Source organism: Actinophytocola algeriensis (genome assembly GCF_014203735.1).
Classification (GTDB): domain Bacteria; phylum Actinomycetota; class Actinomycetes; order Mycobacteriales; family Pseudonocardiaceae; genus Actinophytocola; species Actinophytocola algeriensis.
This window is the reverse complement of sequence record NZ_JACHJQ010000006.1, coordinates 440,465-455,936: the sequence shown is the minus strand read 5'-3', so window position 1 is coordinate 455,936 and position 15,472 is coordinate 440,465. Positions and strand designations below refer to the sequence as shown.

Annotated in this window: 11 protein-coding genes; 2 read left to right on the top strand and 9 right to left on the bottom strand. The window is 71.1% G+C overall.

What is annotated here, in order from left to right; all coding sequences use genetic code 11:
- Positions 1–49 precede the first annotated feature (49 nt).
- The 7 genes from FHR82_RS29045 to asnB all read right to left on the bottom strand — a co-directional run bounded on the left by FHR82_RS29045 (position 50) and on the right by asnB (position 9,316).
- Positions 50–1,651 carry a thiamine pyrophosphate-binding protein gene (locus FHR82_RS29045; RefSeq protein WP_184814142.1) on the bottom strand — a complete coding sequence of 534 codons (1,602 nt, stop codon included), beginning with the start codon at positions 1,649–1,651 and terminating at the stop codon, positions 50–52.
- Between the two features lie 254 nt (positions 1,652–1,905).
- Positions 1,906–2,679, bottom strand: coding sequence for a cyclase family protein (locus FHR82_RS29040; RefSeq protein WP_184813733.1), 774 nt, complete (start codon positions 2,677–2,679; stop codon positions 1,906–1,908).
- A gap of 60 nt (positions 2,680–2,739) precedes the next feature.
- Positions 2,740–3,849 (bottom strand): alkaline phosphatase family protein, encoded by a 1,110-nt coding sequence (locus tag FHR82_RS29035; protein ID WP_184813732.1) that lies wholly within the window; start codon positions 3,847–3,849, stop codon positions 2,740–2,742.
- Positions 3,846–5,948, bottom strand: coding sequence for a phage holin family protein (locus FHR82_RS29030; protein WP_184813731.1), 2,103 nt, complete (start codon positions 5,946–5,948; stop codon positions 3,846–3,848). Before FHR82_RS29030 ends, FHR82_RS29035 begins: the two co-directional genes overlap by 4 nt.
- Positions 5,941–6,549, bottom strand: a complete 609-nt coding sequence (locus FHR82_RS29025; RefSeq protein WP_311771330.1) for a DedA family protein — start codon at positions 6,547–6,549, stop codon at positions 5,941–5,943. Before FHR82_RS29025 ends, FHR82_RS29030 begins: the two co-directional genes overlap by 8 nt.
- Complete coding sequence (locus FHR82_RS29020) at positions 6,546–7,346, bottom strand: MBL fold metallo-hydrolase (RefSeq protein ID WP_184813730.1); 801 nt, start codon at positions 7,344–7,346, stop codon at positions 6,546–6,548. The genes FHR82_RS29025 and FHR82_RS29020 overlap by 4 nt, the downstream gene beginning before the upstream one ends.
- Positions 7,347–7,390: 44 nt before the next feature.
- Positions 7,391–9,316 carry an asparagine synthase (glutamine-hydrolyzing) gene (gene asnB / locus FHR82_RS29015; protein WP_184813729.1) on the bottom strand — a complete coding sequence of 642 codons (1,926 nt, stop codon included), beginning with the start codon at positions 9,314–9,316 and terminating at the stop codon, positions 7,391–7,393.
- Between the two features lie 191 nt (positions 9,317–9,507).
- On the opposite strand from asnB, the gene FHR82_RS29010 reads away from it, so the two are divergent.
- Complete coding sequence (locus FHR82_RS29010) at positions 9,508–10,299, top strand: Ppx/GppA phosphatase family protein (RefSeq protein WP_311771329.1); 792 nt, start codon at positions 9,508–9,510, stop codon at positions 10,297–10,299.
- A gap of 9 nt (positions 10,300–10,308) precedes the next feature.
- Positions 10,309–10,743: a hypothetical protein gene (locus FHR82_RS29005; RefSeq protein ID WP_184813727.1), complete on the top strand. Its 435-nt coding sequence runs from the start codon at positions 10,309–10,311 to the stop codon at positions 10,741–10,743.
- A 59-nt stretch (positions 10,744–10,802) separates the two neighbouring features.
- On the opposite strand, the gene FHR82_RS29000 is transcribed toward FHR82_RS29005, so the two are convergent.
- Positions 10,803–13,562, bottom strand: coding sequence for a carbohydrate-binding protein (locus FHR82_RS29000; RefSeq protein WP_221464415.1), 2,760 nt, complete (start codon positions 13,560–13,562; stop codon positions 10,803–10,805).
- Positions 13,563–13,642: 80 nt separating this feature from the next.
- Positions 13,643–15,115: a discoidin domain-containing protein gene (locus FHR82_RS28995; RefSeq protein WP_225943913.1), complete on the bottom strand. Its 1,473-nt coding sequence runs from the start codon at positions 15,113–15,115 to the stop codon at positions 13,643–13,645.
- Positions 15,116–15,472: the final 357 nt, after the last annotated feature.

The following is a 15,472-nucleotide window of genomic DNA, read 5'->3' as shown; positions in this document are numbered from 1 at the left end:
AGAAACCCCGGGGCCGCGCCGGTGCGGTGGGCGGGCGCACGCCGGTGCGCTACCGGAACGCCTCCGCCAGCCACCACGAGCCGCCGTCGTCGGTGATCTTCGCGTCGACCAGCAGGGGGCGGTCGCGGGGACCGTCGAGCCACCGGGTCACGCCGTCGAGGTCGGCGACCGTGCGGACGGTCAGGCCCGCGCAGCCGAAGCCTTCGCCGATCGCCGCGAGGCCGGTGTCGGGGAAGGTGACCGTCGACAGGTCGGCGTCCCTGCCGAAGTGGTGGATCTCCGCGCCGTACGCGGCGTCGTCGTACACGACCACCACCATCGGGATACCCAGTCGCACCACGGTTTCCAGCTCGGCGACCCCCATGAGGAACCCGCCATCGCCCAGTGCCGCGACCGGCAGCCGGTCCGGCCGGGCGAGCGCGGCGCCGAGCGCGGTCGCCAGGCCGAGGCCGATCGACTGGAACGCCTGTGTGAAGCAGAACCCGTACTCGTCGGGCACCGACAGGTACGCGCTCGGGTACCCCATGAAGTTCCCCGAGTCCACCGACACGGTCCGCGCGGCGGGCAGCAGCGCGTCGAGTCGCGCGCTCAGCACCCGAGGGTCGATGCGGTCCGCGGTGGACTCGTCGGCCGGCGGGGTCCACCGGACCTCGCCGAGGGGTGCGGTGCGGTAACCGTCCTGTGTGTACCCGTCGAGCGCGGCGAGCACGTCCCGCGCGGTCCACGCCACGTCCCCGACCACACCGAGGCCGACCCGCGTGTGCGCGCCGAACGCCGCCGGGTCCAGGTCGACCTGCGCGACGGTCGCGCCGAGCAGGGCGCCGTGCTTCGTCGTCCACTTGTTGAGCGCACAGCCCCAGCCCACCACGAGATCCGCGTCGGCGATCAACGCGGCCGTGCGCGGCGACGCGAACCCGCCGGAGATCCCCAGCGACCACGGATCGCCGGCGAACAACCCGTGCGCCACCGCGGACGTCGCCAGCAGGGCGCCGGTGGCCTCCGCGAGTGCCCGCAAGGAATCGGCCGCGTGCCGGGCGCCGCGCCCCGCCACGAACACCGGACGCCGGGCGCCGCGCAGAGCGTTCGCCAACGAGGCCACGGCGTCCGCGTCCGGCCGGACCGGTCGCGGCACCACGGGCACCGTCGCCGGGCCGGGTACCGCGGGTGCCGCCTGCACGTCCAGCGGCAGGTTCAGCACGACGGTCCGCCGCTCGTGCACGGCTTTCCGGTACGCGCGCACGGTGTCCGCCACCGCCGACGCGGGCGAGTGGACGCGTTCGGAGACCGCGCCCACCGCCCTGATCGCCGCGTCCTGGTCGATCCGGAAGTTCGCGGTCACCGCCGCACCGGGTGTGTCGGCGGTCAGCACGAGCAGCGGAGTGCGGCTCTTCGCCGCCTCCGTGATGCCGGTCAGCGCGTTGGTCAGCCCGCACCCCTGGTGCAGCGTGACCACCGGCAGCCGGTCGCTCATCCGCGCGTACGCGTCGGCCATCACGGTCGCGCCGCACTCGTGCCGCGCCGCGACGAACGGCACCCCGCGGGCCACCAACGCGCCCGTGACGACGAAGTTGCCGCTGCCGACCACCCCGAACGCCTGCGCCACACCGAGTTCCGCGAGCGTGGCGCCGACCAGGTCCGCGGTCGTGCTCAGTGTCGACTTGCCTCGCTCCGCTCGGCGTTCGCGGGCCTTGTCCCGGTGTCTTCCCTCCTGCGCTGCTCGGTCGCTCGTGGCCGAGCTCCCTGCGCTGCTCGTCGGTCCAGACACCGGCGGCCCGCTCAGTGTCGGCTTGCCTCGCTCCGCTCGGTGTTCGCGGGCCTTGTCCCGGTGTCTTCCCTCCTGCGCTGCTCGGTCGCTCGTGGCCGAGCTTCCTGCGCTGCTCGTCGGTCCAGACACCGGCGGCCCGCTCACCGCTCGACCAGTGCGTACACCCGCGCCGGGCTGCCGGAACCGCCGACGATCGGCAGCGGCGACACCACGAGCACCGCGCCAGTCGGCGGCAGCGACGCGACGTTCCGCAGTTGCGTCAGCCCCATCTTCCCGGCGCCCAGGAAGTAGTGGTGACACGGGAAAGCGGGCTCGAACGAGTGCGCGGCACCCGCGTCGGTGCCGACCGTCTCCACCCCGAGCCCCACGAGCCCGGTGTCCTCCGCGAGCCACCGCGCGCACTCCGCCGAGATGCCGGGGGAGTGCGGGCCGTTCTCGTCGGCGTTGAGGAACCGGCCCGCGTCGGTCGACCGTGCGTCCCAGCCGGTGCGCAGCAACAGCCAGGCGCCGTCGGGAAGGGGCCCGTTCGCGGCCTCCCACGCCTTCACGTCGTCGATGCCCAGCAGGAAGTCGGCGTCGTCGGCCACCCGGCCGGACACGTCGACCACGACGGCGGGCGCGACGAGCTGGGTCAGCGCGAGCTGGGAGACGTCGGCGCCGTCCTTGCCGGTGGCCCAGTGCACGGGCGCGTCGACGTGCGTGCCGGTGTGCTCACCGGTGTGGATGTTGTTCCAGTACCAGCCGGGCCCTGCGTCGTCGTAGCGGCTGATCAGCTCCAGCGAGAACGGGATCGTGTTCGAGAACGGCTCCGGCAGCTGCAGGATCGGCGTCTCGTTGGACAGTGGCGCGGTCAGGTCGACGATCTCGACCCGGCCGCCCGCGATGGCGGCGAGGAGATCTTGGAGGAGCGGCATGCCCGCAGTACTACCGCACAAGAGCTGGTGCGGGAAGGCCGAGCCCAGACCACCGACGGCTCAGTCACGGCGTGCGACGAGCAGTGGCACCAGCTGCTCGGCGGACGTGAGCGACCCGTGCTGACCGATCAGCCGGGACAGGAACGCCTCGGCTTCCGACCGGATCACCCCGGCCGTGCCGCGGGCGGCCGCGACCACGCCCCCGATCCGGTCGGCGAAGTGCGGCGACAGCGGCCCGAACCAACCCTCGTCCACCGCCTGCTCGCGGGACACCGTCCACGCCGCGTCGCCGAGCACGCCCTGCCACGTCGCGAGCACGTCCGCCGCCGCACCCGGCGCAACGTGCGCGTGCCGGGCCCGCGGTTCACCGCTCAGCGCGCGGACTCCGGCCTGCAACACGGGATCGGTGTCGGCGTCGAAGGTGTGGTCCATCGTAACCATGCCGTGGTCGCCGGTCACCGCGAGCTGCGCGTCCGGTGGCAGCAACGACACGACGGTCTCCACGAGCCGGTCCACCTGCCGCAGCTGCAGCCGCCACTGGAGCGAGCCCGGCCCGTACACGTGACCCATCGCGTCGAGGTCCGCGTGGTAGCCGTACACCAGCTGTCTGCCCGGTCGGGCCAGGGCCGTCACGATGGCCGCGGCCAGGTCGCCGAACGCGTGGGTGCCGGTGAACGTGCCGCCGCGCAGCGCCGCCCTGGTGAGCCCGGACCCCTCGAACTTGGGTTGCGACACTACGGTCACGCCGATCCCGGCGGCCTCCGCGCGCTGGAACACGGTGTCGGCGGGCTGGACGACCTCGGGCGGGAACGACTTGCGCAGGTCCACCTTCCCGTGCGTGCCGTGCTCGGCCCACCGCAGCGTGTCCATCACGATGTCGTCGGACAGCCGCAGCGACGTGCCGAGCAGCCCGTGCGCACCGGGTGGCAGACCGGTGCCGAGCGACGCGAGGCTGATGGCGGTACTGGACGGGAACCCGACGGTGAGCGGACCGGCGTCGGCCATCGACGCGAGGAACGGCGCGTCCCCCGGATGTGCCCGCAGCAGCTCCGAACCGAGCCCGTCGACCAGCAGCAACGCGGTCGCGCGGGCGGGGTCGAGCAGGGTTTGCTCACCCAGCACGGACGGCAGCACGTCGGCGAGCGACCGCACGCCGTACTCGGGGGTCATGTCTCCGCCACCAGTTCGGTTTCCTTCTCTCGCACCGGTTCCGGGTGGCCGAGGTGGCCGAGCCAGCCGCGCACCACCCGGTGCAGCTGCTCCGCGCCGACGATCTCCCCGGGCGCGGGCAGGTCCGCCGGGTACAGGAGGAAGCCGCGGGACTGGCCGCCGCCGAGTCCGCCGTGCGAGCCGACGTGGATCTCGTACGGCGACGCGTCGTCGGTGGCCGGGTGGTAGCGGCTGTTGATGAGGATGTCCGGGCAGTGCGCGAACCCGTCGGTGCGCCGGATCAGGTCGGCCGCGTGCGGGCCGTAGTCGGCCAGGGGGTCCTCGCCGGACACCGAGTCGTCCCGCAGCCGCCGCACGCCGTCGCGGCCCAGCACGATCGGACCCGACCGGGCGCTGCGGACCAGCATGAACCCGACACCGGGGTGGTCGACGAGCGAGGGCAGCAGGTCGGGGAACTCGCGCTCGACGGTCTCCATGTCGACTCGGCCCTCGTGTTCGGTGAACGACACCATCGCGACGTGCCCGGACACCACGACCACCACACCGGGCGCCGCGCGGGTCACCGCCGAGGGCCTGCCCTCCTCGGTGCGGTGCTGGTCCCTGGTGCTCTGCCTGCCCGCCCGCTTCCGCAACGCCATCGCGATCGGGCCCGCGCCGGTGGACGCCTCCGCGAGCGCCGCGCCCAACTGCCACGCACCGGTTCTCGGCTTGCGCCGCGACCCGTTGGCGGGTGGCGTCCCGCCGCACAGCCGCCCGACGAGCTGCTCGATCGACTCGCCGAACCGGTTGGTGAACGCCCAGCCCTGCGTCACGCCGTGGTCGGACAGCACGACGAGCTTGTACCGGCGCGGGGCCAGCCGGGCGGCCCGGTGCAGGCGGCCGATCTGCTGGTCGATGGACCGGATCACGGCGAGCGCGTCGAACCGCTCGATGCCGGTGTGGTGGGCGACCTCGTCGTAGCCGAGGAAGTCGGCGTACACGACCGGCCTGCCGGCCAGCATGTCCCCGATGATCGCGGACACCACCAGGTCCCTGGCGATGACCGTGGTGCCCGCCCGCGCGAACGGGAAGAAGCCGCCGCGCCTGATCCTCGGCCGCACCCGCGCCCGGTGCTGCCGCACCGACGCGGAGATCTCCCGGAGCACGTCGACGAGCGCGGACCCGAACGTCCGCACCACGTTGATGGGGTTCGCGAAGTAGGCCGAGTAGCCGGAGCCGGCCGGGTCGCGGCGCTTGCGGTACGACCTGGTCAGGAACGGCACGGCGCTCATCGTGAGGCTCGTGTGGTCGGCCTCCCCGGTGAACAACCCGCCGCGGGCCGCGCCGCCGTTCGCGAGCAGGCCCTGCCCGCTGGTGTGCCGCCGCTCGATCTCGGCCGCGTCCACGGGGTGCGCGCACGCCATCACGTGGTCGCGGTCCTTCTCGTACCAGCGGAACCCGAGGATGTCGTCGTTGCTGCCGTGCAGCAGCGCGCACACGCTCGCGCCGGTCTGCGAGCTCCAGTCGCAGTGCCAGTCGGTGAGCACGTGGCTGCCCTCGGACACCCAGCGGGCGAGGGTGGGCAGGTCACCGTCGCGGACCGCGCGGCGCACGGTGTCGTGGCCGAGACCGTCGATCTGCAGGAGCAGCACGCCCGGCGGGTCGTCGCGGGGGTCGGACCCGTCGCGGCGGGCCCTGCGGGCCGCGCGCCGGAAGAACACCTCGTCCTCGTCGATGGCGAGCATGCTGCTGACCAGGCTCGCGACGCCCGCCATCACGACGGCGACCACGACCGCCGTCCGCAGGTTCGCGATGTAGACGTACGGCACCGCGAACGAGATGCCGAGGATGCCCGCCCCCAGCAGCAGGAACGAGAACAGGCCGAGGAACAGGACCGCGCCGGGCGGCGCGAACCGCATGATCAGCGGCCAGACCACGGCGCTGAGCAGGCCGAGCATCGCCGCGAACACGGTCGGCTGCCACCACAGCGGCATGGCGAAGCCGGTGAGCCACAGGTCGAGCAGGTGCAGGCTGACCGCGACGAGCGCCCAGACGAGCAGCAGGCGGGCCACGGCCCGCCCGCCACGCAGCAACCGGCCGCGCTCAGTGGGTTCAGGCATGGTTTCGCGCCTTCTTGCGTGCTTCCCGCTGCCTGCTGACCAACCCGGCCACCAGCGTCACGATCAGGATCAGGAACGTGGCGATCACGGTCGCGACCAGCGGGTTGTCGAACAGCCCACCGCTGACGACGCCCAGTGCCGAGTACGCGACCGCCCACAGCAGGCACGCGCCGGTCGCGGCCACCACGAGCCGCCGCCACGGGTAGTCGAGCGCCCCGGCGGCGAGCAGCACGGGGATCCGCCCGGCGGGCACCATCCGCCCGATCACGACGAGCAGCCAGCCGCGTTCGACGAACTTCGCCCGCGCGTTGTCGAGCTTCTCCTGTGACTGCCGCTTCTCGAACCACCGCGCGAGCGTGCCCCGCCCGCCCCGGCCCGCGCCGAACGTGACGAGGTCGCCGAGCAGGGCGCCGAGGGTGGAGAACACGACCACGAGCACGAGGTTGAGGTCACCGCCGCTGACCGCGATCGCCGCCCCGGCGCCGACCACCGCACCGGTGGGCACGACGGGCACGATCGACCCGAGCAGCACCCCGCCGAAGATCACCGGGTAGCCGATGGACGACGGCTGCGTCCAGTCGATCCCGAGGAAGCCACTCACGAAGCACCGGGGACAGCGCCGGGCAGCCGCACGGTCTCGCCGGGTTGCGTGACCAGGACCCGCGTGGGCCCGGTGACGGCGTTGGCGAACTCGTGCGGTGGGTCCTTGAGCAGCCGTCGCATCCGCTTGCCGTGCTTCCCCGGCACCTTGGGCAGCCCGGTGACCGCGAGCGTCCCCCAGTGCACCGGCACGGCCACGCGGGGCTTGATGAGGTCCGCGGCGGCCGCGGCCCGTTCCGGGTTCATGTGCCCGGGTCCGAGCGTCGGTCCCCAGCCCCAGACGGGCAGGAGCGCGACGTCGACGTCGGTCAGGTCGGCCATCTCGGGGAAGAGGTCGGTGTCGCCCGCGGCGTAGACCTTCCGGTCGGCGCCCTCGATGAGGTGCCCCATGGCGACGGCCTGTGGCCCCCGGGTCGACCTCGGCCCCCAGCGGTGCCCGGAGTGGTCGGCGCGGACACCGGTGACGCGCAGGTCGCCGTGCTCCAGCACCTCACCGGGCGCCAGCTCGTCGACCCGCCGGACGCCCTTGCTCCGCAGCCAGTCACCGGCGCCGCGCGGCACCACGACCCGCACGTGCTCGCTCAGCAGCCGCAGCGAGGGCAGGTGGACGTGGTCCCCGTGCAGGTGGGACAGCAGGACCAGGTCGACGTCGGCCCGGTCCGCCGCGGTGCAGGACGGCGTCACCCTGGTGAGGGCCGACACCCGGTCGGTGAGCACGGGATCGGTCAGCACGGCGTGCCCGGCCAGCTCCACCCGCACGGTGGAGTGCCCGACGAACCGCAGACCGAGAGAACGCACCCGGCCAGTATTCCAAGTCGTGCGCGCGGAAGCAGCTCCGCAGGTCAGAGCTTCACCGGGTAGGCAGGCTCAGGAACCGCGACCTTGATCCGGTTCTCGACGAAGATGCCGTGCCAGAGCATGAACACGATCAGCGCCCACAGCTGCCGCGACCGGTCGAGGTTGCCTTCCCGGTGCTCGTCGAGCAGCGCCATCACCGCACGCCGGTCCAGGTGCTCGTCGGTCTGCGACGACGCGATGATCGAGCGCGCCCAGTCGTACATCTCGTTGCGCAGCCAGTGCCGGATCGGCACGGGGAAGCCCAGCTTGCGGCGGTTGAGCACGTGCGGCGGGATGATCCGCTTCAGCGCCTGCCGCAGCGCGTACTTGGTGGTGCCGCCTGCCAGCTTCTCCTCACGCGGCAGCCGGGACGCGACCTCGAACACCTCGATGTCGAGGAACGGCACCCGCAGCTCCAGCGAGTTGGCCATGGTGACCTTGTCGGCCTTCACGAGGATGTCGCCGCGCAGCCAGGTGAACAGGTCGACGTGCTGCATGCGCGCCACCGGGTCCCAGTCGTAGGACTCCCGGTACCACGGCATGGTCACGTCCTTGAACCCGATGTTCGGGTTGTAGTCGCGCAACACGGCCCGCAGCTGCTCGTCGCGGAAGTTGCGGGCGTTGCCGTAGTAGCGGTCCTCCAGCTTGAGCGCGCCGCGGCGGAGCAGGTCCTTGCCCCGGGTGCCCTCGGGGATCTTGGTGGACAGGTTGCCGAGTGCCCTGCGCATGCCGTTCGGCATCTTCTCGAACGGCGCCAGCGACACCGGCTCGTTGTAGATCGTGTAGCCGCCGAACAGCTCGTCGGCGCCCTCCCCGGACAGCACGGCCTTGACGTACTTGCGTGCCTCCCTGGCGATGAACCACAGCGGCACGAGCGCCGGGTCGGCCACCGGGTCGTCGAGGTACCAGACGATGAGCGGCAGCGCGTCCATCATCTCCTGCGGCGACACGGTCCGGACCACATGCCGCACGCCGATCGCCGCCGCGGTCTCGGCGGCCACGTCGACCTCGGAGTAGCCCTCGCGCTCGAACCCGGTGGTGAACGCGATCAGGTTCGGGTTGGACTCGCGGGCCAGGGTCGCGGTCGCGGTGGAGTCGATGCCGCCGGACAGGAACGCGCCGACCGTGACGTCCGGGTCGGAGATCATGTGCTTGGCGACCGAGTCGCGCATGACCTCGGCGATCTCGTCGTACAGCTTCTCCGGCTCGGGCACCGGCTTCGCGTCGAACGTCGGGTGGAAGTACCGGTTGAACTGGATGCGCTGGCCAGGCCGCACGTAGAACGAGGTGCCGGACTCGATGCGGCGGATGCCGGTGTGCATCGACTCGGGCTCCGGCACGTACTGCAGCACCAGATAGTGCTGCAGAGCACGCTTGTCGAGTTGCTCACGTACGCCCAGTGGGCCGGACAGTTCGAGGAGGCTCTTCTTCTCGCTGGCGAACGCGACCCCGCCCGGGCCGCCCGACCAGTACAGCGGCTTGATGCCGAACGGGTCCCGCGCGCCGAACACGACCCGCTCCTGCGCGTCCCAGATCAGGAACGCGAACATGCCCCGCAGCTTCTTGACCGAGTCCGGCCCGAGGTAGTGGAACGCGGCGACGATCGCCTCACCGTCACCCTGCGTGCGGAACCGCGCACCGAACCGGTCCGAGAGCCACTGCCGCAGCTCGCGGTAGTTGTAGATCTCGCCGTTGAAGTTCAGTGTGTACCGGGTCGGGTTCTCCGGCGGGCCCCAGACCAGCGGCTGGTGGGAGTGCTCGAGGTCGATGAACGCGAGCCGGTTGAACCCGTAGACGACCTCGCCGCCCGCCCACGTGTCGGTCTCGTCCGGGCCGCGGTGGCGCTGGCAGCGCATGGCCGCCCGCACGGCCTCGCGCCTGGCGGCCGCGTGGTGGGGGGTGGCGCAGACAAGTCCGATCAGGCCGCACACGCGTGGTCACACCTCGTTCACGGGTTTGGGGGAGTGCTTCCACTATGCCGTATGCCGAAATGGGTGTTTGTCTCGACCGCGCTGTGGGAACCTGGATCACCATGAAGGAGCCACCAAGAGCCGCGGTACTCGATGTCGGGTGCTTCAGCGCCCATCTCATGGTGGTGGAAAGGTCCCTGACCAGGCCTTTGGTGTCCCACAAGGTGCGGCTGCGGCTGGACAGGGCGCTCGACGAGACCAACCGGATCTCCCCGGACGGCATCGACAACATCTCCGCCGCGGTCGCCGAGGTGCAGGAACGGCTGCAGGAAGTGCGCGTGCCCGCTTTCATGGCGTTCGCGACATCGTCGGTACGGGACGCGGTCAACTCGTCACAGGTGGTCAACAAGGTCGCCAAGCGCACCGGCCTCGAGCTGCGCCTGCTGTCCGGCGAGCGCGAGGCCAGGATGTCGTACACGGCGTGCCGGTCGTGGTTCGGCACCACCGACGCGCTGGCGGTGCTCGACATCGGCGGCGGCACGATCGAGCTGGCCGCGGGGGACGCCCGCAAGCCCGCGTTCGCCCGCTCGCTCCCGCTGGGTGCCCGCACGCTCACCCGATCGGGTCTTTCTTTGCGGCAACTGCGGGCCACGCTGCCCCGCCGCATCGTCGACGCGCTCCCCTCGGCCGCACTGGCCGAGCTGGCGGACGGCCGCGCGGTCGGCTGTTCGAAGGTGTTCCAGCAGCTGGCCGTGCTGACCGGCTCCCCGGCCCGCCTGCGCGCGGCTGACCTGGCCGAATGGATCCCCCGCCTGGCGGAGATGACGCCGCGCGAGCGGGCGCGGCTCCCCGGCATCTCCCGGCACCGGGCTCGCCAGTCGCTGGCAGGCGCGGTGATGGCGGAGGCCCTGATGCACGCGACGGGCCACAAGACCATCGAGATCAGCCCGTGGTCGACGAAAGAAGGCCTGTTGCTCGACCTGTTGCGGGAGCAGCGAACCTAGACTGGGTCGGTGGGCGTCCGCGAATGGCTCGCCGGAGCGCCTCGATACGAGCCCATCCGGCTGGTCGAGGCGTGGGACACCTACGAGCGGGCCCTGGCGGAACGCCCGGTCGACATCAGGTCGGCGATCGGCGACAGCCAGCCGACGTCGTTCAGCGCGCTGTACACGCACAAGGCGGTCGCGTACTTCACGGAGCTGGTCGGCCAGGAGCGGTGGCCGTGCCCGCTGGAACTGGCCGAGGGCGCGGGAGAGGAGTTCCTCGCGTTCGTGTCGGTCGAGCTGCCACCGGACCACATCGACGTCCTGGAGCGCACGAGCCACGTGCCGCCACTGAACGGCATCCGCCACCGCAAGGTCTTCCGCGGCAGCGTGTTCCGCCACCCGGACGTGGACGGCGTGTGCGTCCTGTGGCGCTGGTACGCCACCGAGTCGATCCCCGAGTGAGCGATCGCTGAGCACGGGAACGGGCGCCCACGTTCGTTCGTGGGCGCCCGTTCTACGCACTAGTACCGGACTGTCACCGTGTCCACGTCGAACAGCGAGCCCGCGCCGCCCGTGAACGACAGGAACAACGGTCCGGACACGTTGCCCGTCAACGTGGTCGAGACGTCCTGGAACGTCTCCCACCCGCCGGTGACCGGCACGGGGACCGACCCGAGCACGGTCCCGGTCTGGGACCCGGACCGGATCGTGATGGTCCCGCCCGCCCCGGCGGACGAGATCCGGGCCGAGAACCCCTTGGCGCCACTGGTGTTGAGCTGCGAGTACCCGGCCCAGTCACCCGTCTCGATGTACCCGGCCGTCGCACCACCCGAGGCCCCGGCGTGGGCAGCGGCCTGCACACCACCGGTCGACGTCCACGCCTCGCCCTCGACCGTGCGGTTCGTCCCCGCACTGCCCGGGTTGAGCGTGAACGCGTCCAGGTCGAACAGGTTCCCCTGCCCGGTGACGCCCTTGAACACCAGGAACAGCTGTGTGGTCCCGGATGGCGCCCCGGACAACGTGCCGTTGACGTTCACGAACGTGTCCCAGTTGCCGGTGTTGGCGACGGCGGCGGAGCCGAGCAACGTGCCGGTGGCCGAGCCGGCGCGGACCTCGAGCGTGCCACCGGCCCCGCCGGAGGAGACGCGGGCGGTGAAACTCCCCGCACCCGACAGCACGTACGGCGTGTACGAGATCCAGTCGCCGTTGTCGGTGAACCCGACCGTCTGGCCACCTTCCGCGCCACCGTGCTGAGCGAGTTGGATGCCGTTCTGCGCACTGAAGTGTTCACCCTGCCGGTGTCGCGGCTGGAGCTTCCGCTTGCTGTGCGTGGTCAGGCCACCGTTGTCGGTGTACTCGGCGTCGAGCACGCCGAACACGTTCGCGGCCGGATCGTGCTCGCCGTCTACCGGAGTGGTGATCGTGCCGGAGCACCCGGTCCTGGACGTGATCTCGTGCTCGTGGCTGTCGTGGCCCAGCAGGTACCGGATCTTCACCCGCGAGCAGTCGATCGTGCCGTCCTCCGGGTCGGTGGCGGTGATCTGGAACGACACCGTGTCGCCGAAGGAGAACAACGCGCCGTCGCCCGGCGACGAGAGCGTGACCGACGGTGCCGTGTTGCCGACCGAGATCTGCACGTTCGCCGAACCGGTGAGGCCCTGCGGGTCCCGCACGGTCAGGGTGGCCGTGTAGTTCCCGTTGGTGTTGTACGTCTTCGTCGGGTTCGCCGCCGTCGACGTGGTGCCGTCACCGAAGTTCCACGAGTAGGTGAGCGCGCCGCCCTCCGGGTCGGAGCTGCCCGCGGACGAGAAGGTCACCGTCAGCGGGGACGGGCCGGACGTCTTGTTCGCCGCCGCCTTCGCGATCGGGTTGCGGTTCGTCCCGCCGATGTACTCGATCCGCCACAGGGCCTGGTTGTTCGACCCGGTGCCGTAGTCGAGGACGTACAGCGCGCCGTCCGGTCCGAACGCCATGTCCATCACCTGCGTGCCGGTCCACGGGAACGCGCCGATGTCACCGACTCCGCCGGAGCCGGTCACCTCGATCGCCTTGATCCAGCGCCTGCCGTACTCGCCCGCGAAGAACCGCCCGTCGAGCGACTGCGGGAACTTCACCGACGAGTTCAGGTTCGGGTCGTACCGGTACACCGGGCCGCCCATCGGCGACTCGGAACCGCCGCCGAACTCCGGCGGGGTGCCGCTGTCGCCGCCGTACTTGATCCACGACGCCTTCGGTGCGGGCAGCTTCTGCTGACCGGTGTTGCGGAAGGAGTTGTTCACCGGCCCGGTGGCGCAGTCGAACTTCGCGCCGGACGGACCGGACGGGAACGTGAAGTCGTTGTAGGTCTCGGTGGTCGTGTTCGTGCCCGTGCAGTACGGCCAGCCGTAGTTGCCCGGCGCGGTGATGCGGTTGAACTCGACCTGCCCGCCCGGCCCGCGGTTCGCGTTGGTGCCGCCCGCGTCCGGGCCGTAGTCGCCGAGCCACACGATCCCGGTGGCCTTGTCGACGCTCATGCGGAACGGGTTGCGGAAGCCCATCGCGTAGATCTCCGGGCGGGTGTTCGCCGTGCCCGGCGCGAACAGGTTGCCCGATGGGATCGTGTACGTGCCGTCGGCCTGCGGCTTGATGCGCAACACCTTGCCACGCAGGTCGTTGGTGTTGCCCGACGACCGCTGCGCGTCGAACTGCGGGTTGCGGTTCGTGCGCTCGTCGATCGGCGTGTAGCTGTCCGACTGGAACGGGTTGGTGTCGTCACCCGTTGTCAGGTAGAGGTTTCCCGTGGCGTCGAAGTCGATGTCGCCGCCGACGTGGCAGCACTGGCCGCGGTCGTTCGCGACCCGCAGCACGATCTTCTCGCTCGCCAGGTCGAGGGTGTTGCCGGTGTTCAGCACGAACCGCGACAGGCGCAGCTCGCCCTTCCACCGGTCCCAGTCCGCCTGGGTGCCCTCGGTCGGCGCGTCACCGCCCGGAGTGGACAGTGCGGGCGAGTAGTACAGCCAGATGAACCGGTTCGTGGCGAAACCGGGATCGGCCGCCACGCCCTGGAGGCCTTCCTCGTCGTGGGTGTAGACGGGCAACTTGCCCGCCGTGGTGGTGTTGCCCGCCGCGTCCGTGACGCGGACCGTGCCGTCGCGGGCCGTGTGCACGACCGACCGGTTCGGCAGCACGGCGAGCGACATGGCCTCGCCGAGCTCGCCGCCACCGGACGCGAGCTGGACCTGTTGGTAGTCACCGGGTGGGATGACGGACCCGGCCTGCGCGGCGGGGACCGGTAGGAGCATCGCGGCAGTGAGCAGTGCGGCGACAACACCGCACCGACGCCGTTTTTGCAGGGACATCGGCGTCCTTCTCTTCTGTTGTGTCAGTTGCGGAACGCCTGGAACTCAGCGACCTGGCCCGCGGGCCAGCCGGTGTTGCCGCTGAACACCAGGCGCACGAAACGGTGGCTGCCCGCCGTGACGGGCACGCTCACCGTGTTCTGGGAGGCGGGGTCGAAGCGGTAGCCCTTCGCGGCGGCGATCGTGGCGTACGACCCGCCGTCACCGCTCGCCCGCACCTCGATCGTCTGCGTGCGCGCACCCCACGACGGCGGCAGCGACAGCGACAGCCTGCCGACGCTCTGCGCGGCGCCGAGGTCGACCGTGAGCGACTGCGGGAACGCGTGGTTCGCGCTTTCCCAGTAGCTGCCCTGGTTCCCGTCATTCGCGTTCGAGGCGGGGTAGCCGTGCTGCGTGCTGCTCGCCGTGATCGCCTTGCCGCGCGCGAGGTCCGGGTTCACGGGTGGCACCGTGCCGCCGGTGAACCGCTCGACCCAGTAGCGGGTGCGGTCCAGGTAGGCGATCTCGGCGGCGGCGCCGGTCTTGCCGTACGCGCCGTCGTAGGTCAGGTAACCGTGGCCGCCGGGCGGGTTCGACCGGGCGGGCTCGATGATCGAGCCCTCGTGCCACTCGTTGAACGAGGTGATCGACACCCACGTCGGCGCGCCGCCGGTCGCGGGGTCGAGCGCGTTGTTCCACTGCTGGTCGTACATCGCGCCGTTCGCGCGGTCCACGGTCGGGGTGGTGTTGCCGGGCACCGCGCGGTCGTCGAGGTACCCCGGCGCGATCGACGGCGCCCACACCAGGCCGTTGGCCTTGCAGAAGTCCGACGCGTTCTTCCAGCCCGGTGCGGTGGCGCCCGCGATGCCGTCGTAGGTGTACATGCCGCCGAAGTGCGCGACCTTGGACGTGTCGGTGGTCTGCGCGAGCACGATGCTGTTGTCCGCCACCTGGTCGAGCGCGGTCCAGTCGGTGATCCGCAGGCTCTCGAACACGTAGAACGCCGACCGGTTGCCGTGGCCTGGGTCCCGGTAGAATGCGGGACTCGACCCGTAGCGGGAGTGGATGTAGTCGATGTCGGCGACCGTCGACTCGGCCGTGCGCCCGCTGTAGGGCTCCAGGTGCCAGGCCACCTTGATGCCGTGCCGTGCCGCGGCGGCCAGGATGGCGGGCACCAGGTTGTCCTCGTAGGAGCCCTGGCCCCACCAGCTGGTGACGATCACGCCGGCACCGGACTGCCGGACCCACGCCATGTGCTGTTCCAGCACCGCCGCGTTGCCGGAGTCGTACGCGCCGAGGGTGGGGTAGAAGTTGGCGCCGACGTCGTTCGGGGGCGTGTGACCGCCCTGGTCCCAGTGCCGGTAGGTGCCGTACCAGGGGTAGTAGAAGAGGTGGACGTCCGAGGGGACGGCTTGGACAGCCACTGGCTGCGCACCGGCCTCCGGCGCGGGTGTGGCGACCGCGCCGAAAGCGAGCAGCAGAGCCAGAAGGCCGACGATTGCGTGCAGGGTTCGCATGTCTGCCCTTCGATTCCTCGCAACACTGCCAGGTGACTAGGAGGATACGCAGCGTCAACAGTTTCCGGCAATATGACAGCAGTAATCTGCAAGAAATTGACAGACTTACGCAAGTCTTGCGACGTCAGTCTCGGCTGGTCAGCACGGCAGCAGGACAGGTCGGTACGGACCTTCGCGGCCGCGTCCTGGTGCTCGTCGCGCGTCAGCACGGTGTTGCCGAGCAGCAGGGTCGTCGTGATCCACTGATGGTCGAACCGTGTGTTCTTGCCTCATGGCGGTGCCGGGCCTGGCCAGGCCCGCCGCGCGGGCGACGGGCGCGCAGCGCCCGCACCCATTCGCAGGATGCCTCGAAAGACG

Bases quoted from the DNA above. Each gene is read 5' to 3' on its own strand.
- FHR82_RS29040 (WP_184813733.1), bottom strand. From the start codon at position 2,679: ATGCCGCTCCTCCAAGATCTCCTCGCCGCCATCGCGGGCGGCCGGGTC.
- FHR82_RS29035 (WP_184813732.1), bottom strand. From the start codon at position 3,849: ATGACCCCCGAGTACGGCGTGCGGTCGCTCGCCGACGTGCTGCCGTCC.
- FHR82_RS29030 (WP_184813731.1), bottom strand. From the start codon at position 5,948: ATGCCTGAACCCACTGAGCGCGGCCGGTTGCTGCGTGGCGGGCGGGCC.
- FHR82_RS29000 (WP_221464415.1), bottom strand. From the start codon at position 13,562: ATGCTCCTACCGGTCCCCGCCGCGCAGGCCGGGTCCGTCATCCCACCC.
- FHR82_RS28995 (WP_225943913.1), bottom strand. From the start codon at position 15,115: ATGCGAACCCTGCACGCAATCGTCGGCCTTCTGGCTCTGCTGCTCGCT.